The following is a 21,717-nucleotide window of genomic DNA, read 5'->3' as shown; positions in this document are numbered from 1 at the left end:
CCTCGCGCCCCATGGACGCCCCTTCTGCCTCACCGATGTCGTATCAGCCGTATCTGGACCAGCTCACCGCCTTTGGCAGCGAGGAGTCGCGCAAGGCGGACCTGCTCGAGGCGAAGGCGGAGTACTTCCGCCTCACGGGCGAGGTGTTCGAGGACGACAAGATCTTCGAGCTCCGGATGGCCTCGTTCCTGGACTACTACCTCTACGATCGCGTCTCGCCGCTCACGGGGAAGACGCCGGCCACGGAGCTGTACGAGCAGCGGCTGCAGTCCGCGGCGCCCGAGGAGGCCAACGCCTTCCGCAGCTTCACCGAGACGGTCCACGGGCTGTTCGAGGTGCGCAAGCTGGGCAAGGGCGTCATCCGCCTGCGCGAGCTGTCCTCGGGCAAGGACTTCGACGTCACCGAGCGGCGGCACATCGCCGGCCTGGAGACGGGGGACGTGCTCGAGGCGCGGCTGATTCCGTTCGGGGGCCACCTGCTGTTCTCGGCGGCCTTCTGCTACCACCCGCGCGTGGCGGTGAAAGCCATCAAGGCCGAGGTGAAGCGGCGCAAGAAGAAGGAGCCGGACCGGCCCGCCAAGGAGCTGGTCTGGGAGTGCGCCCTGCGGGCCCTCAAGGTCGAGCGCTACCGGCAGATCGCCGTCGAGAAGCTCTACGACTTCCAGAACAAGAAGCTGTAAGCCTCAGATGCGGTAGATGGACATCATGTTCGTCCGCCCGGGCTCGTTGAGCGGCACGCCCGCGACGATGATCACGGGCTGGCCCACCTTGCAGAGCCCCTGCTCGCGGCACAGCCGGCGCACCTGCTTGAGCATCGCATCCGTGCTCTGCAGCCGGCCCACGTGCAGCCCCTTCACGCCCCAGTAGAGCGCCATCCGGTTCACCGTGTCCGGGTTGGGCGTCAGGCCGATGATCTGCGCCTTGGGCCGGAACTCGGACACCAGGCGCGCGGTGTGGCCCCGCTCGGTGTAGGTGACGATCGTGTCGATGCCGAGCTGCTCGGCTGCCGCCACCGCCGCCGCCGCCACACCGGTGGACAGATCCTCCTTCTTGTTGAACAGCAGGGAGGAGAGCAGGTTGCCTCCCGCTCCGCGCTCGGCCTCCTCGACGATCCGCGCCATGGTGGCCGCCGCCTCGATGGGGTACTTGCCCGCCGCCGTCTCGCCCGAGAGCATCACCGCGTCCGCGCCGTCCAGGATGGCGTTCGCCACGTCGGACACCTCGGCGCGCGTGGGGCGCGGGCTGCCCACCATGCTCTCCAGCATCTCCGTGGCGACGATCACCAGACCGCCCTTGCGGTTGACCTCGGCCACCGCGCGCTTCTGGATGCCCGGCAGCTGCTCCAGCGGCATCTCCACGCCCAGATCTCCCCGGGCGATCATCACCCCGTCCGCCACCGCGGCGATGGCCTCCAGGTTCGCCACCGCCTGGGGCTTCTCGATCTTCGCGATCAGGGGCGTGTTCCGCTTCGCCACGTGCGCGCGTGCCTGCAGGATGTCCTCCGCCGAGCGCACGAACGACAGCGCCACGTAGTCCACGCCGAGCTCCTGGCCAAACGCCAGATCCTCCGCGTCCTTCTCCGTAATGGTGGGCACAGAGATGGCCGCGCCGGGCAGGTTGAGCCCCTTGTGGTCCTTCAGCAGCCCGCCCACCTCCACCTTCGCGGTGACGTCCCGGCCCGCCACGCGCAGCACGCGCAGGCGCACGCGGCCGTCGTCCAGCAGGATGGGATCCCCTCGCTTCACGTCCTTGGGCAGCGAGCGCACCGGCGTGGGGATGATGGTCCCCTGGCCCAGGACGGCGCGGGTCGTCACCGTCACCGTCTGCCCCTGTTTCACCACCAACTGTCCGCCCTCGAATTTGCCGAGCCGGATCTTGGGCCCCTGCACGTCCTGGAGGATGGCGACGGGAATTCCGAGCTTTCGGGACAGCTTGCGCAGCGTGTTCACCCGCCGCCGGTGGTCGTCCTGGGTCCCGTGCGAGAAGTTGAGCCGCGCCACGTTCATCCCCGCGCGAATCAGTCCCTCGAGCACCTCCGGCGTGTCCGAGGAAGGTCCCAACGTGCAGATGATTTTCGCCTTGCGCATGCGCTCGCCATCCTAGGCGGGCGGGTGGGTCTCTTGACAGCCGAGATCGCGGAGGCGAAGGTGCTGCCCACGCGGCCGCCAGGTTCTCCGGGGCTCCGCGCTCTGCACTCCGTCCGTTCGAGGAAAGTGAAAGCCCGGCTTCCCTGGGAGGGGGGGCCGGGCTTTCCTGTGCCGTGCCGCGGGATTGTGGCGCCTAGAGGCTGATCTCCTTGTGCTTCGCCTTCGGCGCCACAGGGGCCTTCTCAGGCTCTTGGGGGCTGCGGCCGCTGCCGCCGACGCCCTCGCCCTGGTCTTGCTTGAGCGCCTCGATGTCGTCGCGGTTGATGCCGGCCTGCGTCAGCACCTTGCGCGTGACGCGGATGCGGGCCTTGCCGTCCAGCGCCATGGCGATCGAGTCCGCGGGGCGAGCGTCCAGCTCCAGGTGCTTCTTGCCCTGCTCGAGGAACACACGGCCGGTGTAGATGTCACCGTGCAGATCGTCGATGCGGACCTCGGTGACATGCGCGCCCAGCTTGGACACCACGTCGTCCAGCAGATCCTGGGCGAGGGGCTGGGGCGGCTCCATATGAGCCAGGCGGAAGGCGATGGCCACGGCCGCCGCCTCGTCCACGAAGACGGGCAGGACGACCTGGCCATCCTGCGTCGTCAGCACCACGGCGTGTGTCTGGGCTTCCTCGAGAGGCACCACGTCGCGGACCACGAGCTCGACGAGCTCCTTGCACGCGGCGGGATCTCCACCATCCTCGGTGATGCAGGGCTCGGGGCCCGCTTGACGCGGGGCGGCCGCATACGCCGGCTGTGCGGAGAACGCAGGGAGGAACAACAACCCCACCAGCGCCAGCACCACAGCGGAGATGGGAGCAAGAAAGAGACCGGCGCGATTAGGTGTTTTCACCCCTCAAACGTACGCACCGGGTTCAGGACGGCGAGGGCGGAAAACGTCCCGACGGACATGCGGCGAGCGCGCTGGGACGGAGGGTAGGCAGGCGAGCGGAGAGCTCAGCGCTCGTCGTCTTCGTCCTCGTCGTAGTCCTCGTCGTCCTCGACGTCCTCGTCCTCGTCGAAGTCGAGCTCATCATCGTCCTCGTCCTCGGACTCCTCCTCGTCGTCGTCCTCCTCCTCCTCCTCTGTGAGCTCGTCCTCCAGGTCCTCGGACTCGAGCGTCATGCTGACGGAGAACTTCTTGCTCATCGCGGCGATCTGCGCGCGCATCTCCGTGAGCGCCGCGACGAAGTCCTCGGAGATGTTGGCGGGGGCCTTGGCGTCGCAGTGAGGGCAGACCAGCTTCTCAGTCCCCTCAATGAGATCCTGGGCGTCCAGCTCGAAGCTCGCCTCGCACTTCTGGCAGGTGAAGTCGATGCTCATGGTCGTTGCGCGGAATACATAGCCCTCCAGTCGCCTGTCAACGCCGGAGACGATCCAGGTGGCCCGGACGACATGGTTGCCACCGCCGGGTTTCTGTAGCCTGCTCGCCCCATGGAACAACCCAAGACGATGGTCCATGTGCTCCATGAGCAGGCCACGCGGTACGAGCACCGCCCGGCCCTCTGGACGCGCAGAGGCAAGACGTACGTGCCCACCTCCTGGCGTGAGTACGCCCAGCGCGTCACCCGCTTCGCGCTGGGCCTGCACGCGCTCGGGTTCCAGGCGAAGGGGACGCTGGCCATCCAGAGCTTCAACCGCGAGGAGTGGCTGGTGGCGGATCTGGCCGCCATGGCCCTGCAGGGCGTGCCGGTGGGCATCTACACCACCAGCAGCTCGGAGCAGCTGGAGTACATCCTCCAGCACTCCGAAGCCGAGTTCGTCCTGGTGGAGAACGCGAAGTACCTGGCGGGCGTGCTCGCCGTCCGGGAGCGGCTGCCCCGGCTGCGCCACATCATCGTCATGGACGCCCCCGCCACGCTGCCGGAGGGGGTGCTGCGCTACGTGGACGTGCTGGAGAAGGGCACCGGCGCGGACGAGGGGCCTTACTGGGAGCGCGTCAATGCGCTCGAGAAGGACGCGCTGGCCACGCTCATCTACACCTCGGGGACGACGGGAAATCCCAAGGGGGTGATGCTCAGCCACCACAACCTGGTGTGGACGGTGGAGAAGCTGCTGCAGGCGGTGAGCCTGGGGCACGATGAGAAGCGGATGCTGTCGTACCTGCCGCTGTCGCACATCGCCGAGCAGGTCATCTCGCTGCACGGTCCGCTGATGGCCGGCGGCCAGGTCTACTTCGCGGACTCGATCGAGTCGGTGCCGCAGAACCTGAAGGAGGTGCGGCCCACCTTCTTCTTCGGCGTGCCCCGGGTGTGGGAGAAGTTCAAGGCGAAGGCGGAGGAGGGCTTCCACGCGCAGCCACCCGTGCGCCAGAAGGTGCTGGCGTGGGCGCGCGGGGTGGCCACGCAGTACCACACGCTCGCGCTGCGCCACGAGAAGGTGCCCCTGCTGCTGGAGGCGCAGTACCAGCTGGCGCGCCGGCTGGTGTTCGCGCCGCTGCACCAGCGCATCGGGTTCGATCAGACGGGGTACTTCTCGGTGGGCGCGGCGCCCATCGGGCGGGACGTGCTGGACTTCTTCGCCTCCATCGACGTGGTCATGCGCGAGGTGTGGGGCATGTCCGAGCTGACGGGACCGGCGGCGATCAACACCGAGGAGGCCACGCGGCTGGGCAGCGTGGGGAGGCCCATGGTGGGGGTGGAGATCCGCATCGCCGAGGATGGGGAGATCCTCGTGCGCGGCGGCAACGCGTGCCTGGGCTACTACCGGGAGCCCGCCGCCACCGCGGAGCTGCTCCAGGGCGGGTGGCTGCACACCGGGGATGTGGGCGTGCTGGATGGCGAGGGCTTCGCGCACATCACCGGCCGCAAGAAGGAGATCATCGTCACCTCCGGCGGGAAGAAGACGGCGCCCTCGAACATCGAGACGCTGCTCAAGGGCGTCTCCCCGGTGAGCCAGGCCGTCGTCATCGGCGAGCGGCGCAACTTCCTGGTGGCGCTGCTGACGCTGGAGGCGGAGGCGGCGAAGAAGCTGGCGCGGGAGAAGGGCTGGCCGGAGGACGTGTCCGCGCTGGCCAGCGATCCGCGCCTGCGCGAGTACCTGCAGCAGGCCATCGAGCGGGACGTGAACTCCAAGCTGGCGCGCTTCGAGACCATCAAGCGCTTCACCATCCTCCCGGAGGACTTCTCCGTTCAGGGCGGGGAGATGACGCCCACGCTCAAGGTCCGCCGCAACCAGGTGGAGAAGAAGTACGCCCCGCTCATCGAGTCCCTGTACGCCGAGGGCCCCCAGTCCTCCCAGGCCCACTCAGGCTGAGGCGGAAAGCAAAAGGGGCGGGGGACCGGAGTCCCTCGCCCCTTCGTGCCTCAGGCCACGGCCCGGTGCGCCGGGACTACTTGGCGGCGCGCTTGTCCATGGAGACGTAGTCGCGGCGCTTGGAGCCCACGAAGATCTGGCGCGGACGGGCGATCTTCTGCTCCGGATCCTTCACCATCTCCTCCCACTGCGCGCACCAGCCCACCGTGCGCGGAATGGCGAAGAGGACGGGGAACATCTCCACCGGGAAGCCCATCGCCTCGTAGATGAGGCCCGAGTAGAAGTCCACGTTCGGGTAGAGCTTGCGCTTGATGAAGTACTCGTCCTGCAGGGCGATGCGCTCCAGCTCCAGCGCGATGTCCAGCAGCGGGTTCTTGCCCGTGACTTCGAAGACCTCGTCCGCCACGCGCTTGATGACCTTGGCGCGCGGATCGTAGGACTTGTACACGCGGTGGCCGAAGCCCATCAGCTTCTTCTCGCCCTCGCCGCTCTTCACCGCCTTGATGAAGTCCGGGATCTTCGAGATGTGGCCGATCTCGCGCAGCATGCGCAGCACGGCCTCGTTGGCGCCGCCGTGCAGCGGGCCGTAGAGCGCGCCGATGCCCGCGCTCACCGCCGAGTACGGATCCACCTCCGACGAGCCCACCGTGCGCACCGACGTGGTGGAGCAGTTCTGCTCGTGGTCGGCGTGGAGGATGAAGAGCAGATCCAGCGCGCGCTCCAGCGTGGGGTGCACCTTGTAGGTGGCCGTGCCGATGCGGCGGATCATCGCCAGGAAGTTGGCCACGTAGGACAAGTCATTGTCCGGGTAGATGTACGGCAGGCCCATGCTGTGGCGGTACGAGAAGGCCGCGATGGTGGGCATCTTGGCGATGAGCCGGGTGATCTGGATGCGGCGGCTCTGCTCGTCCTTGGTGTGCTTGGCGTCCGGGTAGAAGCCGGAGAGGGCGGCCACCGTGGAGGCCAGCATGGACATGGGGTGCGCGTCGTAGCGGAACCCGTCCATGAAGGCCTTGATGTTCTCGTGCACGTACGTGTGGTGCGTCACCAGGTGGATGAACTGCTCGAGCTCCTTCGGGGTGGGCAGCTCGCCGTTGAGCAGCAGGTAGGCCACCTCGAGGAAGGAGGACTTCTCCGCCAGCTGCTCGATGGGGTAGCCGCGGTACTCGAGGATGCCCTTGTCACCGTCGATATAGGTGATGGCGCTGCGGCAGTTGGCCGTGTTGAGGAACGCTGGGTCGTAACCCATCAGACCGAAGTCTTCGTCACTGGCCTTGATCTGCCTGAGCGCGTGAGTGCGGATGCATCCATTTTCGATCGGGACTTCGTACGTCTTCCCGGTCCGGTTGTCGGTGATCGTCAGCGTGTCCTTGGCCATGGGCGGGAGATTTCACAGGGAACAGAGCGCTTTCAACAAAAAAGAGAGCGCTTCGATGGCCGCCGACACTCGAACTTGAACCTTCATTCAGACAGGCGTACACCCGCTCGTTCCACCTGCCGCCAGAAACCCGGGAAGCTCTTCTCCACGCACTCGGGGCCGGAGAGCGTCAGGCGCGCTCCCGAGAGGATGGAGAGGGTGGCGGACACCATGGCGAGCCGGTGATCGCCCTTGCTGTCCATGGTGAAGTGGGCGGGAGGGGCCTTGGGAGGGGTGATCGTCAGCGTCTCGCCCTCCAGGGAGGTGGTGCCGCCGTAGGCCGACACGAGCGTGCGGATGCCCTCCAGGCGGTCGCTCTCCTTGAGGCGCAGGATGCCCACATCCGTCAGCGTGGAGGGGCGTGGCAGCACGCAGGCGAGCGCCGCGAGCGTGGGCAGCAGATCCGGGCACTCCTTGCCGGAGGCCACGAGCCCATTCTGGGCCTGTCCCTCCATGCGCATGGTGAGCTCCGCCCCGGGGACGGGGGTGAGGCCCGCGGGTTGGACCAGCCGCAGGAGGGCCTGATCCGGGTGGGCGCTGGAGGGATCGGCGCGCTCCACGCTGCCACCGGTGCGCCAGGCGATCAGGAGCAGGTAGCCCAGGGAGGACCAGTCTCCCGGCATGGGAGGAGCGCTCGCGGAGGGCTGGTGGGCCGTCACGGTGAAGCGGGAGGCCTGCTCCTCCACGGTGAAGCCGAAGCGCCGCAGCCAGGAGACGGTGAGCTCCAGGTAGCCGGCGCTGGTGAGCGTGCCGAGGATCTCCACGCTCCAGGGGCGGCGCTCGCGCAGGAAGAGGGCCGCGCAGCCCAGCAGCAGGCTGGAGGCGTATTGACTGCTCTGATCTCCGGGGACTCGGAAGACGGGAGCGCCGGTGGAGGTGGGCGCGCGGATCTCCACGGGCCAGGGCTTGCCCTCGGTGAGCGACAGGCCCGAGGGCCCCAGCGCTTCGCGCAAGGACTCGAACAGCGGGCCATGGGGGCGCTCGCCCAGGCGCGGCGTGCCGGTGAGGCGCACGTGGACGCCCGGAGTCACCGCCGCCTGTGTGACGAGGATGCGGAACGGGGCGCCTCCGTCCGCGCAGTCCACGTCACGCACGGAGCCCGGAGGCAGGCGCACGGCCTCCACGCCTCGCTTGAGGACGCGGACGTCCGCGGGGAGCTCGGAGTCGGGCTCGGACTGGATGGCGGACAGGGGCCAGTGGCCCGTGAGGTGCGCGAGCACCAGCGCCCGCTGCGCGTCCGACTTGGACACCGGAGGCGTGAGGCGCGCGGGCTTGAGCTGACTGGGATCGACGTGGAGCTTGCTCATGGGCGGAGTCCCTGCTTCCAGGCGGGCCAGAGGTTGCGCCACGTGGCCTCGGAGACGTCCCGGATCTCGAAGGCGCCAATACCGGTGAGGAGCACCATGCGCAGCTCGCCCGCCTTCCCCGCCTTCTTGTCGGCGGCGAGCAGCTCCACCACGTCACTCAGCGGGGCGCGGCGCAGCAGGGCGGCGATCCGGTCTCGTCCGAGCACGCCAGGGCCGGCGCGCATGGCCTCCTCGACCTGCGTGGCCACCTTGCCGGGCGTGACGCCCATGGCTCGGCCCACGTCCAACGCGCAGAGCATCCCCAGCCCCACCGCGTCCCCGTGGGACAGCTTGAAGCGGGACAGGCTCTCCAGCACGTGGCCGAAGCTGTGGCCGAAGTTGAGCACGCGCCGCAGGCCGCTCTGCTCGTAGGGATCCTGGGCGCAGACGCTCTCCTTGAGCCGCCGCGCGTCCTTCACCAGCTTCTCCAGCGCCGGGGCCTTGCGGACGTAGCGGCGGAAGAGGGGACCGTCGAGGCAGACCACCATCTTCCAGGCCTCGATGGCGCCCTCGCGGTGCTGGGCCTCGGAGAGCGAGGAGAAGATCTCCGGGCAGATCCACGCCTCGTCCGCGTAGTGGAAGACGCCGGCCGGGTTCTTCACCACACGGCCGCGCAGGGTGAGATCCACCGCGCCCTTGCCGCCGAGGCTGCTGTCCACCGCCGCCAGCAGCGTGGTGGGGACCTGCACCAGCCGCACGCCACGCTTGAGCAGGTGCGCGGCCACGGTGACGACGTCTCCGATGGTGCCACCGCCCACGGCCAGCAGCGTCCCGGAGCGGGGCAGGGAGAGCCCTCCGGCGAGCACCTGCTCCAGCGAGGCGAAGTTCTTCGCGCGCTCGCCGCCGGTGATCTGGATGATGGCGCGGGGGCTGCGCGCCTCGAGGGCGGGGATGAGGCCCGGGTGGAAGCGTGTCACCGTCCGATCCACGACGGCCACGCTGCCCTCGGGCAGGCGCTTCGAGAGCTTCTCGAAGGAGCCCCAATGATCGGTTGCGGGCTTGTACGCGCCAGGAGGGAGGAAGCTCATGCGGAGTGTGGGAAGGCGTTCATCTGCAGGATGAGATCGGCGATCACCAGCGACACCATCGCCTCGAGGACAGGCACGGCACGCGGCATGATGCAGGGATCATGGCGCCCGCCCTTCGCGTGATCCGCCAGCGTGGCGGGAGGCTTGAAGAAGGCGCGCACCTGCATCGGCTCGCCATTGGCGAGGCCTCCCTGGATGCCGCCGTACATCTCCTTCTGGGTGTGGAAGACGCTGCCGGGCTGCTCGATCCGGGCGAGCAGATCCGGCGGGCCCCAGACGACGCCCGTTACGGCTCCCACGCTCCCGAGCGCCTGGGCGATGAGCGCCTTGAGCTTGCCGAAGATGGGCTCGCCGAGCCCCACGGGCAGGCCCTCGACGCGGATGTCGATGGAGCCTCCCAGGCTGTCACCGGCCTCCTTCGCCGCGAGGATGCGCCGGGACATCTCCTCTCGCACCACCGGGTCCGGGCAGCGCGTGGGGTGCTCGTCCACCTGGGCGCGGCTGAGGCCGGGCTCGGGCACCGCGGCGATCATGTTTCCCACCTGCGAGACCCAGCCCACCGTGCGGATCTGAGGCAGATCCCTGGCGAGGTAGGCCTCCGCCACTGCGCCGCCGATGACCCGGCAGAGCGTCTCGCGCCCGCTGGTGCGCCCGCCGCCTCGGTGATCGCGGTGCTTGTAGCGCTCGCGCCAGACCGCGTCCGCGTGGCCCGGCCGATCCTGGGTCTTCAGCTTGTCGTAGTCCCCCGAGCGCTGGTTCGTGTTGCGGACAATCGCCGCGATCGGCGTGCCCAGCGTCTTGTCCTCGAAGACTCCGGAGAGGATCTCCACCTGATCCGGCTCGGAGCGCGCGGTGGTGATGGCGGACTGGCCCGGACGGCGGCGATCCAGCGCGGCCTGGATGTGCTCGCGGGTCAGCGGGACACCGGCAGGGCAGCCATCGATGATCGAGCCGAGCGCCGGGCCGTGGCTCTCTCCGAAGGTGGTGAGACGGAAGAGTTTTCCCAGAGTGTTCATGTCGCTGTCTCCCAGAGTTCGCGCTGTCGGCGGGCCTGCGCGACGAACCACGCAGCGCCTAGCATGACCGGTGTGCCGCCTCGGCGCGAGATCTCCTTGGCCACCCGGCGGCCCGGAGCGCCGTAGGCGATGACCGCCACCCGGGCACCGTTGAAGCGCAGGTCGTCGGGCGGAGAGATCCGGTCCGGCCAGGTCCAGACTCCAGCCCCGGAGAGGGGCTCGCGGATGTCCGCACGCTTGAGGATGCGAAGCTGGCAGCCCTGATCTTCCGCCACGGCGCGCAGGGCTGCGGTCGACCCGCCATCGCCGAGGACGAATACCTCGCGAGCCCCGAGCCGCTTCAGGACGGCGCGTGCGCCCTCGACGTCGGTGTTGAAGGACTCCCAGTGGTCGCCCCGGCGGACGAGCGTGTTGATGGCTTCCAGCGGGGAGCGGGCATGTCTGGCCAGGCGCAGCTTGAAGGGGCTCGTGACGGCGAAGCCGGCGTAGTGCGGCAGCAACGAGTCGACCAGCTCCTCAAGCGGCCCATCCTCGGGGATGTCGATGCGGTCGAAGGGCTGGCGGTGGATGCGGGGCGAGCGCGAGTGGACGATCGACGTCCCCAGGATGCCTCGGCGCAGACGGGTCGCTGCTTCGGCGGCTCGGGCTTCTCGGACCGCATCATCCAGGAGACGCTGGCCCGGAGCGGCGCTCCAGCTTCCACCCGCCGCCACGTAATCGAGAGCATTGCGCCGAGCGAGCACCGCGCGAATCGGGAGCGCCACGGGCCCCATCCCGAGCACCGTCACGCGTCCGGCGCCATAGCGCTCGATGAGCCGCGCCTGGGTCTCCAGGAGCTCCTTCGCCCGAGCGGGTGCCCCGAGCGGCTCGACGTGCTTCACGAGGGCCGTCGCGGGCAGCTTCAGGTCCCAGAGCGCGAGGGCCTCGGCGGTGGAGAGCGGGCGCTCGGCATGGTGCGAGGCCACCAGCTTCGTCGAAGGCGCATCGACGGAGACCGTCACGTCCCGGTCCACATAGGTGGCGGCCTCCACCCAAGCGGAGGGAATGGGGCGGCCTCGCTCGGACACGAGCAGCGGCAGCACGCGCGCCACCGCCGCGGTATCCACGGCCTCGGGAGCGTGCAGGTCCGTCCGCATCTCCAGGACATTGGCGCCGCGGCGGCGAACCTCCTCCGCGAAGCGCACGGCCTCTGCTCCTTGAACGGTGGGAGGGAGTGTCACCACTCGGAGGGCGGAAGTCATGGAGTCACCTCGCGCCAGAAGGCCCGGAGGAAGTCCACCAGGGGCACGGTGGGAACGCGGGCGTGCAGGGCTTCGCGCTCGTGGAACACAGTGGAGATCTCCTCCTCCAGAGTGACACCCGGCCGGAGCCGAGGCCGGGAAGTATCCGCCAGCAGGCGCTCCCGGTACGTCTCGAAGGAGACCGGAACGATGAGGGTGAACATTCCCGCCAGCGCGTCCGGGTGGTGCGAGAGGAACCCGCCGCCCACGGCCACCAGGCTTCCCGGAGGAATTCCCAGGAGCGCCTGGCGCTCGGCGGCTCGGAAGGCTTTCGGATCCTCGGCTACCCAGGTGCGCAGCGAGCGGCCAGAGGAGGCTTCCAGCTCCTTGTCGAGGTCCAGCCCCGTCCTGCCCAGCAGCCGTGCGACATACGGCAGCACCCGAGTCTTTCCCGCGGAGCGGTGACCCGCGATCACCACCGTCTGCCCCGGAGCGGGGCGAGCTTCAGGGCCCGGCAAGGCGAGCGCCTCCCGGAGCCGCGGGCTCAGTCGAGGATCCAGGCTCTCGAGGAGCTGTTCGAGGGTGGTGCGCCGGTCGTCAGCGGACAGTTCCGACATAGACGTAGGATGTCCCAAACGTCATCGGATGGGCTACCCGTTCGCGATAGGCACCGGTCTGATCCATGAGCGCGAGGAACCGCTCGCCCGCGGGGAAGGCCGCCGCCGTGCGGGGCAGGTACTCGTAGGCGGCCCGATTCCCGGTGAGCAGGCCGCCGATGGCCGGCATGATCGTCTTGCTGTAGAAGCGGAAGAGGGCACCGAAGGCCCCCTCGGGCTGGCCGAACTCCAGCACCACCACGCGCCCACCCGGCTTCACCACCCGGGCCATCTCCTTCAGGCACTTCACCGGGTCATCCACGTTGCGGATGCCGAAGGCGATCGAGGCCACATCGAAGGAGGCCTCCGCGAAGGGGAGCGCCATGGCATCAGCCACCTGGAAGTCCACCACGAGCCCCGCTTCGGAGGCCTTCGCCGGGGCGCTCTGTAGCATCTCCGCGCAGAAGTCCGTGCCCACCACCTGGCCGGAGGCGCCCACCTTTCGCTTGAAGGCCAGGGCCAGATCTCCGGTGCCGGTGGCGCAGTCGAGGACGCGGTCGCCCTCCTTCGCCGCGCTGTAGCGCACGGCGGCGCGGCGCCATAGGCGGTGGATGCCCAGCGACAGCACCTCGTTCGTCACGTCGTACCGCGTGGCAATCGAGGAGAACATCTGACGGACTTCCGTGCTCATCACGCCCTCACAACCAGGGCCGGGCTCGCCGGCCGCCAGAGCTGCCCCTCCACCGCATGCACCATTAGAGGGAGTTGTCGCGAAACCCGGTCTGCCTTCCGCCCACATGGCCTCTGCGATCGAGTTCACATGGTTTTGAACTCCGTGTGCATGTATATCCGGAATCGCGTAGAAGACAACCTGGGGTGATGGGTGCAGGTCCCCAGATGAGAGATGCTGATGACGACGCTCAATCCCGCTAAGGGACAACGCTGGGTGGCCGGGATGATGGTGCTGGCCTCCACGGATCCGCTTGCGGGAGCGAACCTGCTGGGTGTGCCGGCCTTCTATTGGGAGCGGCCGTTGGCGCAGGAGGCCATCGCGGGCTGGGGCGAGGCCGCGGTGATGGAGGCCCACTCCTCCGTGCAGGCGACCGAGGTGCTGGGGACGCTTGCCTCGCAGGTGGAGGTGCGCTGGCTGGGCGAGGCTCCCGCGCAGCTGCCGGGGCCTTGGTTCGGAGGCATGCGCTTTGCCTCGACGGCTCCGACGGATGCGGACTGGAAGGCGCACGGCTTCGCGCGGTGGACGCTGCCGGAGGTGCTTGCCTGGCGCGTGGACAAGGGCGTGGCGGTGGCGGCGTTTGCCCCGGAGGAGGCGGGCGGGGAGGATCTGGTGCGCTCGCGGCTGGAGCGGGTGCGCGCGAGCTTCCCGGTCGACTATCGCCACCCTCAGGGCGGGGTGGTTGCGCTCGAGCTCTCCTCGTCGCGCGAGGACTTCGAGGCACGGGTGAACCGCGCGCTGGAGGCCATCAGCGCCGGGCGGCTCCAGAAGGTGGTGATGGCCCGGTCGGTGGAAGTGGAAGGCTCTCGCCCGTTCGATCTGGTGGAGGTGCTGACCCGCCTGCGCGAGCAGAACCCGCGCTGTGCCACCTTCCTGTTCCGAGCGCCGGGAGGCGTGGCCTTCCTGGGCGCCACACCGGAGACGCTGTGCCGGGTGGAGGGCCGGGTGCTGGAGACGGAGGCGCTGGCGGGCTCCGCGGCGCCGGGGCAGGCCGAGGGGCTGGGTGGGCGCGACAAGGATCGGCGCGAGCATGACTCGGTGGTGCGCTACATCCTGGCGGCGCTGCGGCCCATCGCCGAGCACGTCACCGCGGACGCCGAGCCCGCGCTGCTGACGCTGAAGAACGTGGTGCACCTGCGCACGGGGATCCGCGCCGCGCTGAACGAGGGTGTGAGCCCGGCCCAGGTGGTCGGAGCGCTGCACCCAACCCCCGCGGTGGGCGGCGTCCCGCGAGATCATTCGCTCGGCTTCCTGCATGAGCACGAGGCGTTGGATCGTGGCTGGTACGCGGGGCCGGTGGGGTGGATTGGCCCGTCCGGAGCGCACATCGTGGTGGCGCTGCGCTCGGCGTTGGTGCGGGGCTCTCATGCCCGGCTCTTCGTGGGAGCCGGTATCGTGCGGGGCTCCAGCGCGGCGGCCGAGTGGCGCGAGACAGAGATGAAGAGCCTGGCGATGCTCCGGGCGCTCGGAGGCGGAGATGTCCGACGCGAACCTTAACCAGCTCTGGGCGCGCGCCCTGCTGGAGGAGCTGGTGCGCGGCGGCGTTCGTCACGCCGTGGTGTGTCCGGGCTCGCGCTCGTCGCCGTTGGCGGTGGCGTCCCAGCGGGTCGAGGGCCTGAAGACCTGGTCCATCATCGATGAGCGCAGCGCCGGCTTCTTCGGCCTGGGCGTGGGCAAGCACTCGCGCGCACCGGCGGTGCTGATCGCCACCAGCGGGACGGCGGGGGCGCACTTCTATCCGGCGGTGATTGAAGCGGCGCTGTCGAACGTGCCGCTCGTGGTGCTCACCGCGGATCGGCCGCTGGAGCTGCAGGGGTGGGGCGCGCCGCAGACCATTCCCCAGGCGCGCCTCTTCGGGGAGTTCTCCCGCTTCTTCGTGGACGTGGGGCTGCCCGAGGCGAGCGACGTGGCCCTGCTGCACCTGCGCGCCACCGCGGCCCGGGCCGTGGGAATCGCCCTGCGCGCCCCTCGTGGCGCCGTGCACCTGAACGTTCCGTTCCGCGAGCCGTTGGCGCCGTCTCCGGAGGCTTTCGGCGAGGAGCGCCTGTCCGCGCTGGCCCGTGAGGGGCGCTCCGGGGCGCTGCTGACGTCCATCACGCCGTCCGCGCGCCAGCCGGCTCCCCACGCCGTCGATGAGGTGCGCCGCCGGATTGCCAGCACTGAGCGTGGGCTCATCGTCTGCGGTCCCCGGGACGAGGAGGACGGCTTCGCGGAGGCCATCACCGCGCTCTCGCACGCCACGGGCTACCCGGTCATCGCCGAGGCCGCCTCGCAAGCTCGGTATGGCGGAGGCGCTGGGACGCTGTCCTTGTATGACGCGATCCTGCGCCACGCGCCCTTTGCCCAGACGCATCGGCCGGAGCTCGTGCTGCGCTTCGGTGGAGGGTTGACGCCCAAGGTGCCTCAACAGTGGCTCGATGCTTCGGGGGCGCACATCGTCCTCTTCAGCGATGACGGCGCGCTCGTTGATCCGGCCCACCGGGCGGCGCAGGTGATCGAGGGCTCGGCCAGCGCCGCATGCGAAGCCCTCTCGCGCGGGCTGTCCCGGGGTTTGGGGCGCTGGGCCCAGAGCTTCCTCCAGGCCGAGCGCCTGGCGCGGAACACCCTGGAGGCAGCCTTCGCCGAGGAGACGGCGCTGACCGAGCCTCGCATCGCTCGCGAGGTGGTGGCGGCGCTCCCGTCCGGCGCGAACCTCTTCGTCTCCAGCAGCATGCCTATCCGGGACGTGGACGCCTTCGCGCTCGGGAGCGCCATGCCGCTGCGCGTGCTCTCGAATCGCGGGGCCAACGGCATCGACGGCATCGTGTCCAGCGCGCTCGGGGTGGCGGCGTCCTCGGGGAAGCCGACGGTGTTGCTCGCGGGGGATCTGGCCTTCCTGCACGACGTGGGCGGACTGCTCACCGCGCATCGGCATGATGTCTCGCTCACCGTTGTGGTGGTGAACAACGACGGTGGCGGCATCTTCTCGTTCCTGCCCATCGCCAACGCCACGGAGCACTTCGAGCCGCTCTTCGGCACCCCGCACAGCGTGGATCTCTCGCACGCGGCGTCACTCTACGGCGCCGAGTTCCACCGGCCGGACTCGGCCCCGGCGCTGCGCGCTTCGGTGAAGGTGGGGCTGGAGGGCGGGCTGCACCTCATCGAGGTCCGGACCGAGCGGGCCAGCAACGTCGAGTATCATCGCAAGCTCTTCGCGCGGATGGCGGCGGCGCTGGGAGACGGCCCATGGGCGTGACCCTCGCGTACGAGACCTGGGGAGAGGGGACTCGGCCCCTCGTGCTGCTGCACGGCTTCACGGGCAACCGCACCTCCTTCGATCACCTGCGCCCACTGTTGAGCAAAGCGGTGAAGGCGATCGCGGTGGATCTCCCAGGCCATGGGCAGACGCCGCTGACCCAGCGCAAGGGCCGCGAGGGCTTCATCGAGACCGTCGAGGCGGTGGTCGAGCTGGTGGAGAAGCTCGGAGTGCCCTCGGTGGACCTGCTGGGCTACTCGATGGGCGCGCGGATCGCGCTCGGGGCCGCGCTCCACAAGCCGGAGCGCTTCGGCCGGCTCATCCTGGAGAGCGGCTCGCCGGGGCTGCACCGCCGCATGGAGCGCGCCGAGCGCCGCGAGTCAGACGGGCGGCTTGCCACCCTGCTGCGCGCCCAGGGCGTGGACGCCTTCGTGGAGCACTGGGAATCCCAGCCCATGTTCGACAGCCTCAAGCGGCTGCCTCCCGAGCGGCTCGCGGCCCTGCGAGAGCGTCGCAAGTCCTGCACCGTCGAAGGGCTGACGGGCGCGCTGGGGCGGCTGGGGCTCGGGTTCCAGCCGGACTACTGGCCCGAGCTGCACAGCCAGCGGCTGCCCACCCTGCTGCTCACGGGAGCGCTGGACGAGAAGTTCACGCTGATCGCTCGAAAGATGGCGACCGAGCTGCCCGTGGTCTGGCGGCACACCTTCCCGGACTGCGGCCATGCGCCGCACCTGGAGGTCCCCGAGGACTACGCGAGCGAAGTGCTCTCCTTCCTGCACACTCCCTGGTACGAAGCGCCCGAGTTCGAAGTCCACCTGTGAGTCCCTTATGAAGCCCGAGGCTGTTGCGACCTCCCTGAACCCGAACGCTCCCGTGCTGGGAGCCGACGGCCGTCCCCGTCCCTCGCTCAAGTCGTGGCTGATGGCCGTGCGTCCCAAGACGCTCACGGCCTCGCTCATGCCCGTGGCGGTGGGCACGGGGCTGGCCTTTGGCGAGCACGCGGGCCGCTGGCTGCCGGCGCTCGCCGCGTTGATTGGCGCGCTGCTCATCCAGATCGGCACCAACCTCACCAACGACTACTACGACTTCAAGAAGGGCGCCGACACCGCCGAGCGCCTCGGGCCCGTGCGCGTCACCCAGAGCGGGTTGATCTCCCCGGGCACGGTGCTGGCCGGAGCGATGGCGTGCTTCGGGCTGGCCATCCTCTCGGGCACCTACCTGGTGTGGGTGGGCGGATGGCCCATCGTGGCCATCGGCCTGACGTCCGTGCTGTGCGGCTATGCCTATACCGGCGGTCCGCTGCCGCTGGCCTACCACGGGCTCGGAGACATCTTCGTCTTCGTGTTCTTCGGGCTCGTGGCGGTGACGGGCACCTACTATGTGCAGGCGCTCACGGTCAGCCCCGCGGCGTGGTGGGCCGCCATTCCAGTGGGCTCGCTGGGCACGGCGCTGCTCGTCGTCAACAACCTGCGGGACGCGCACACGGATGTGAAGGCCCACAAGCGCACTCTGGTGGTACGGCTGGGCACGGGCGCGGGCAAGGGGGAGTACGTCGTGCTGCTCGTGGCCTCGTTCGCCACCCCGTTCATCCTCTTCGGCTTGGGGCTGGCCAGCGCGTGGGTGTTCCTGGCGCTGCTGAGCGCTCCGTTGGCGGTGGCTCCGCTGAAGCTCGTGCTGCGGGCGCAGGGGGCGGCGTTGAACGCGGCGCTCGGCGGGACGGCGCGCCTCCAGCTCGTCTTCGGGTTACTCTTCGCCTTGGGTCTGTTCCTGAGGTGAGGACCGGATGCACATTACCGAGACGCGGCTGACACCCTCCAGGCTGGAGCTCGTCCGGCCGTTGAAGACCGCTCGGGCGACCTACACGGTGCGCGAGGGCTTCCTCGTGAGGCTCGTGGACGAGGAGGGCCGGGCCGGGCTCGGCGAGGCGATGCCGCTGCCGGAGTTCGGCACCGAGTCGCTCGAGACGTGCGAGCACGTGCTGCGCAGCCACCTCAAGGCCTTGTTGGACCAGGTGATGAGCGACAGCCTGGACGCCATCGAGGAGGCCTTCATGTTTCCCCGGGGCGATCCTTCGCAGTGGCGAGGCGTCCGGCTGCGCGTGGAGGAGGATCTCCCCGAGGCCCCCGCGGCGGATCACGCGGTGGAGCTGGCGCTGTTGGATCTGCTGGCGCAGCGGCGGGAGATTCCGGTGAGCCGCTTGCTCAACCGGGCGGCGCGCTCGGAGGTCTGGGTCAATGCGCTCCTGACGGCGGAGGATCCGCGAGAGCTGGCCGAAGAGGCCCGGCAGGCGGTGGCCGAGGGCTATCGGACGCTCAAGCTGAAGGTGGCGGGCCGACCGCTCGATGCGGATGAGGCGCGAGTCCGGGCGGTCCGCGAGGCCGTGGGCCCCGAGGTGAACCTCCGGCTGGATGCGAACGGAGGCTGGCAGGAGCGCGAGGCGATACAAGCGCTGGAGCGGCTGGGCCTGTACGGGCTGGAGCTGTGCGAGCAGCCCGTCGCGCCGGACGATCTGCGTGGACTCTGGCGGCTGCAGCGGCGCGCGCCGTTCCCCCTGGCGGCGGATGAGGCGCTCGCGTCACCCGAGGCCATCCCCGTGCTGCTGGGAGGCGCCGCGGACAGGATGCCGGCCGCGAGGGTCTTCGTGTTGAAGCCCATGGTGCTCGGGGGGCTGCTGCCCGCGCTGCTGTTCGCCCGTCAGGCGGCTCAGCGTGGACTGGGAGCGTATGTGACGAGCTCGCTCGATGGAGTCGTCTCTCGCGCGGGCGCGGCCCACCTGGCGGCGGCGCTGCCCTCGGGGAAGCTCGCCTCGGGGCTCGGGGTGGGAAAGCTCTTCAAGGTGGATGATCCGGCGGAGGACATCTATCGCCCAGTCGAAGGCCGCATCGTGCTGCCGGATGCGCCAGGGCTCGGGCTCTCTCGATGATGAACACGTGTCCCGTCCGCGAAGGGACCGCGCGCTGGCCCGAGGCGGAGGCCCTGACCTTCGCTGGACGAAGCTGGACCTACCGTGCGCTGGATGGGGAGATCAGCCGCTGGGTGGCCGCGCTCCAGGCCCGTGGCATCGGAGCGGGGGACCGGGTCGCGCTGCTCTCGACGAACCACGCGAGCTGCGTGTTCCTCTTCTTCGCGCTCGGCCGGTTGGGGGCGTTGCTCGCGCCATTGAATGCCCGGCTCACCGCCTTGGAGCTGGCGCCGCTCAGGGAGGACGTCGCTCCACGCGTGACGTTGGCCTTGGGCTCCTTGATGGATCGTCTGCCGGGCTCCGAACGCCTGGAGACCTGGGCTGACGGTGTGAAGGAGCCCTCGCTGGCCTGTGAGCCGCTGGAGGACTCCGCGCCACGCGTCGTGCTCTTCACCTCGGGCACCACGGGTCGGCCCAAGGGAGCGGTGATCACGGAGGGCAACTTCCGTGCTTCAGCGCGGTGCTCGGCGGCGAACCTCGGGGCCTTCCCGGCGCCGCGCTGGTTGGGCACGCTGCCGCTCTTCCACGTCGGCGGGCTGGCGATGCTCACGCGCTGCGCCTACGAGGGCGGCTGCCTCATCCTGCACGACCGCTTTGACGTGGAGGCCGTGAACCGGGCCATCGACGTGGAGGGCGTGACGCACGCGAGCTTCGTGGCCACCACGCTGGAGCGGGTCCTCAACGCGCGGCGGGATCGCCCTATGCCCGAGTCTTTCAAGCTCGCGCTGATCGGCGGAGGCCCGGTGCCGACGCCACTGCTGGAGCGGGCTCGGGCGGCGAGGCTGCTGGCGCTCCAGACCTATGGGCTGACGGAGTCGTGCTCCCAGGTGACGACGGAGCGCCCCTCCGAGGCGGACGGGCGCACGGCGGGGCCGCCATTGCCCGGGCTGGAAGTCCGCATCACCGGGCCCGAGGGACAGGTGCTGGGACCGGGGAGGGAAGGGGACATCGAGGTCCGTGGCCCCACGGTGATGGCGGGCTACCTGAACCGCCCGGAGGCCACGCGCGAGACGCTGCGAGACGGCTGGCTGCGCACCCGGGACATGGGGATGTTGGACGAGCGCGGGCGGCTGACGGTGCTCTCCCGCCGCACGGACCTGATCCTCCGGGGAGGAGAGAACCTCTACCCGATGGAGATCGAGACGGTGATCGCCTCACACCCCGCGGTGCAGGAGGTCGCGGTGGTGGGAGTGGCGGACGCGCGCTGGGGCGAGGTGCCCGTGGCCTTCGTGGTGCTCCGCTCCGGGCACGCGTTCCCAGAGGATCTCGACACGTGGTGCCGGCGCTCGCTGGCGGGCTTCAAGCTCCCGGCGCGCTTCCTGGCCATGGAAGCGCTGCCGCGAAACGCGATGGGCAAGGTGGAGCGCACGGTGCTCCGTCAGCGCCTCGTGGCCTCCTGAGCTTCGCGGCCGGGCTCGGAGGACTTCAGAAGCAGGATGCCCTGATCCACGAGGAGCTGGAGCAGCGACTGCACCTGTTCCCAGTCATAGGCCGCTCCCGCGGTGCCCCAGCGCAGGGCCTCCTCGGCCTTGAACTGGTGCTGGGAGACCAGGTGCTGGATGAAGGGCCCGGCTCCGGCACCGAGCGTCAGCTCCTCCTCCCCGCAGAAGAGGTGCACGCTCTCCTCGCCCAGGGTGTTCTTGCCCGCGGCGTAGCTGAGCGGGCGCCCGGCGTCGATGCTCAACATGTCCTGGCGTTCGACGGTGCGGGGAGCCGCGCCGGCCTTTGCCATGCGGGGCGGAGGGCCCTGGGCGATGAAGCGCTTCCACACACGCTGAAGAGGGAGCCCACCGGGATCGAGGTTCTCCAGCCAGCCCCGCAGCTCGGCGAGCCGATGCGCGAAGTAGTCCCGGACCTCGGGCGGCATCTGGCCATTCTGGGTGCTGGCCGACAGGACCGCCGCGGGGGGACCGCTGCGCCACTCGGGATGGCTCTCGCCCATGAGCCAGAGGGCCTGCTCCAGGAGGTTCGAGAGGGGCAGGGGGCTGAAGTACAGCACGATCCCCATCGAGCTCCCCGCCGCCTGGGTGGAGTGCCACGTCCCCGCGGGGACATAGAGGACGTCCCCCGGCTCGAGCTTCGCCTCCGCGAAGGAGCCGAGATCCGGCGTGGGCACCTCCTCGAAGGGGACATCCCCCTCGGCCTCCTCGGACCACTCGACCGTTCCATCCGGCAACAGCAGCCCGTTGGCCGCGGGGGACTGGACGGCGGGCTCCTTCGAGAAGAACCAGGTCTTCGAGCCTTCGAGCTGGAGCGCCATCACCGCCTGCGCGTCGAAGTGCGGCTTGAGGCCATGCCCATCCGGCGAGACATAGCAGCTGAAGCGCATCTCTCCCGGGAAGTGGAGCTGCTGCTTCAGGGCGTAGGCGAGCGCCGCCAGCCGCTCATCCCCATCGGAGATGTCATGCGCGCAGACGTTGGCCCCCGCCTCCAGCATGGCGTTGGCCTGGTGAGGCTCCACCTCGACGACGTTCATCCATCCTCCTCCCTGGGAGGGGAACATCGCTCGGATGTGGAACTGGCTCTGCCGCTGCGAGCGCCGCTGCTGCCCCTGCTTCAGCGCGCGGTGGAACGAGTCGCGATCCATCAACCCCTGAACCCAGGCGCGCTTCTCCGGCGTCGCCTTGAGGAAGAGCGGCTTGCGTCCCCAGTGCTCGCGCAGGAAGGTCTCCGGGGACATGGGGGCGAGCAGCCGTGACAGCTCGGTGCTCGCTTCGGTGGACAGGGGCGCACCGCTCTTCGGATCCGGGACAGCGCTCTGCGGGGGCACGGCTCCTCCTCGG

The 21,717-nt window shown here is 69.7% G+C and carries 19 protein-coding genes; 8 read left to right on the top strand and 11 right to left on the bottom strand.

Annotated features, from left to right (window positions below; all coding sequences use genetic code 11):
• The first annotated feature begins 11 nt into the window (after positions 1–11).
• Complete coding sequence (locus ACJ8AT_RS01555; protein ID WP_407735726.1) at positions 12–680, top strand: hypothetical protein; 669 nt, start codon at positions 12–14, stop codon at positions 678–680.
• 3 nt (positions 681–683) lie between these two features.
• Here ACJ8AT_RS01555 and pyk read toward each other — a convergent pair whose 3' ends face one another.
• From pyk to ACJ8AT_RS01540, 3 genes are all read right to left on the bottom strand, one after another.
• Complete coding sequence (gene pyk / locus ACJ8AT_RS01550; protein WP_407735725.1) at positions 684–2,087, bottom strand: pyruvate kinase; 1,404 nt, start codon at positions 2,085–2,087, stop codon at positions 684–686.
• A gap of 193 nt (positions 2,088–2,280) precedes the next feature.
• Positions 2,281–2,982: a bifunctional nuclease family protein gene (locus tag ACJ8AT_RS01545; protein ID WP_407735724.1), complete on the bottom strand. Its 702-nt coding sequence runs from the start codon at positions 2,980–2,982 to the stop codon at positions 2,281–2,283.
• A gap of 104 nt (positions 2,983–3,086) precedes the next feature.
• Complete coding sequence (locus ACJ8AT_RS01540; RefSeq protein ID WP_407735723.1) at positions 3,087–3,452, bottom strand: hypothetical protein; 366 nt, start codon at positions 3,450–3,452, stop codon at positions 3,087–3,089.
• 111 nt (positions 3,453–3,563) lie between these two features.
• On the opposite strand from ACJ8AT_RS01540, the gene ACJ8AT_RS01535 reads away from it, so the two are divergent.
• Entirely contained in the window at positions 3,564–5,384 is a 1,821-nt protein-coding gene (locus tag ACJ8AT_RS01535) for an AMP-dependent synthetase/ligase (protein ID WP_407735722.1), read from the top strand.
• Positions 5,385–5,460: 76 nt separating this feature from the next.
• Here ACJ8AT_RS01535 and ACJ8AT_RS01530 read toward each other — a convergent pair whose 3' ends face one another.
• The 7 genes from ACJ8AT_RS01530 to ubiE all read right to left on the bottom strand — a co-directional run bounded on the left by ACJ8AT_RS01530 (position 5,461) and on the right by ubiE (position 12,698).
• Complete coding sequence (locus tag ACJ8AT_RS01530) at positions 5,461–6,762, bottom strand: citrate synthase (protein ID WP_407735721.1); 1,302 nt, start codon at positions 6,760–6,762, stop codon at positions 5,461–5,463.
• An 83-nt stretch (positions 6,763–6,845) separates the two neighbouring features.
• Positions 6,846–8,108 carry a 3-phosphoshikimate 1-carboxyvinyltransferase gene (locus ACJ8AT_RS01525; protein WP_407735720.1) on the bottom strand — a complete coding sequence of 421 codons (1,263 nt, stop codon included), beginning with the start codon at positions 8,106–8,108 and terminating at the stop codon, positions 6,846–6,848.
• Complete coding sequence (locus tag ACJ8AT_RS01520; protein ID WP_407735719.1) at positions 8,105–9,175, bottom strand: 3-dehydroquinate synthase family protein; 1,071 nt, start codon at positions 9,173–9,175, stop codon at positions 8,105–8,107. The genes ACJ8AT_RS01525 and ACJ8AT_RS01520 overlap by 4 nt, the downstream gene beginning before the upstream one ends.
• Positions 9,172–10,191 carry a chorismate synthase gene (gene aroC / locus ACJ8AT_RS01515; protein WP_407735718.1) on the bottom strand — a complete coding sequence of 340 codons (1,020 nt, stop codon included), beginning with the start codon at positions 10,189–10,191 and terminating at the stop codon, positions 9,172–9,174. Before aroC ends, ACJ8AT_RS01520 begins: the two co-directional genes overlap by 4 nt.
• Positions 10,188–11,432, bottom strand: coding sequence for a shikimate dehydrogenase (locus tag ACJ8AT_RS01510; RefSeq protein ID WP_407735717.1), 1,245 nt, complete (start codon positions 11,430–11,432; stop codon positions 10,188–10,190). The genes aroC and ACJ8AT_RS01510 overlap by 4 nt, the downstream gene beginning before the upstream one ends.
• The gene (locus tag ACJ8AT_RS01505; RefSeq protein WP_407735716.1) at positions 11,429–12,028 is read right to left on the bottom strand and encodes a shikimate kinase; all 600 of its coding nucleotides are present in this window, start codon (positions 12,026–12,028) and stop codon (positions 11,429–11,431) included. Before ACJ8AT_RS01505 ends, ACJ8AT_RS01510 begins: the two co-directional genes overlap by 4 nt.
• Complete coding sequence (gene ubiE / locus ACJ8AT_RS01500; RefSeq protein WP_407735715.1) at positions 12,009–12,698, bottom strand: bifunctional demethylmenaquinone methyltransferase/2-methoxy-6-polyprenyl-1,4-benzoquinol methylase UbiE; 690 nt, start codon at positions 12,696–12,698, stop codon at positions 12,009–12,011. Before ubiE ends, ACJ8AT_RS01505 begins: the two co-directional genes overlap by 20 nt.
• Before the next feature lie 219 nt (positions 12,699–12,917).
• On the opposite strand from ubiE, the gene ACJ8AT_RS01495 reads away from it, so the two are divergent.
• The 6 genes from ACJ8AT_RS01495 to menE are packed head-to-tail and all read left to right on the top strand — an operon-like array spanning position 12,918 to position 20,334.
• Positions 12,918–14,234 (top strand): isochorismate synthase MenF, encoded by a 1,317-nt coding sequence (locus tag ACJ8AT_RS01495; protein WP_407735714.1) that lies wholly within the window; start codon positions 12,918–12,920, stop codon positions 14,232–14,234.
• Positions 14,215–15,972 (top strand): 2-succinyl-5-enolpyruvyl-6-hydroxy-3-cyclohexene-1-carboxylic-acid synthase, encoded by a 1,758-nt coding sequence (menD, locus tag ACJ8AT_RS01490; RefSeq protein ID WP_407735713.1) that lies wholly within the window; start codon positions 14,215–14,217, stop codon positions 15,970–15,972. The genes ACJ8AT_RS01495 and menD overlap by 20 nt, the downstream gene beginning before the upstream one ends.
• A complete protein-coding gene (gene menH, locus ACJ8AT_RS01485) occupies positions 15,963–16,793 on the top strand; it encodes a 2-succinyl-6-hydroxy-2,4-cyclohexadiene-1-carboxylate synthase (protein ID WP_407735712.1) in 831 nt (276 codons plus the stop codon). The genes menD and menH overlap by 10 nt, the downstream gene beginning before the upstream one ends.
• Before the next feature lie 7 nt (positions 16,794–16,800).
• A complete protein-coding gene (locus tag ACJ8AT_RS01480; RefSeq protein ID WP_407735711.1) occupies positions 16,801–17,748 on the top strand; it encodes a 1,4-dihydroxy-2-naphthoate polyprenyltransferase in 948 nt (315 codons plus the stop codon).
• Between the two features lie 7 nt (positions 17,749–17,755).
• Positions 17,756–18,895: an o-succinylbenzoate synthase gene (menC, locus tag ACJ8AT_RS01475; RefSeq protein WP_407735710.1), complete on the top strand. Its 1,140-nt coding sequence runs from the start codon at positions 17,756–17,758 to the stop codon at positions 18,893–18,895.
• Positions 18,892–20,334 (top strand): o-succinylbenzoate--CoA ligase, encoded by a 1,443-nt coding sequence (menE, locus tag ACJ8AT_RS01470; protein ID WP_407735709.1) that lies wholly within the window; start codon positions 18,892–18,894, stop codon positions 20,332–20,334. The genes menC and menE overlap by 4 nt, the downstream gene beginning before the upstream one ends.
• Here the strand turns inward: menE and ACJ8AT_RS01465 are convergent.
• Complete coding sequence (locus tag ACJ8AT_RS01465) at positions 20,313–21,704, bottom strand: JmjC domain-containing protein (RefSeq protein WP_407735708.1); 1,392 nt, start codon at positions 21,702–21,704, stop codon at positions 20,313–20,315. The genes menE and ACJ8AT_RS01465 overlap by 22 nt on opposite strands.
• Between the last annotated feature and the right edge of the window lie 13 nt (positions 21,705–21,717).

It is taken from the genome of Hyalangium sp. (genome assembly GCF_045802625.1).
Lineage (GTDB): Bacteria > Myxococcota > Myxococcia > Myxococcales > Myxococcaceae > Hyalangium.
Note: the sequence above shows the minus strand (reverse complement) of the source record. Positions and strands in the feature narration are given on the sequence as shown.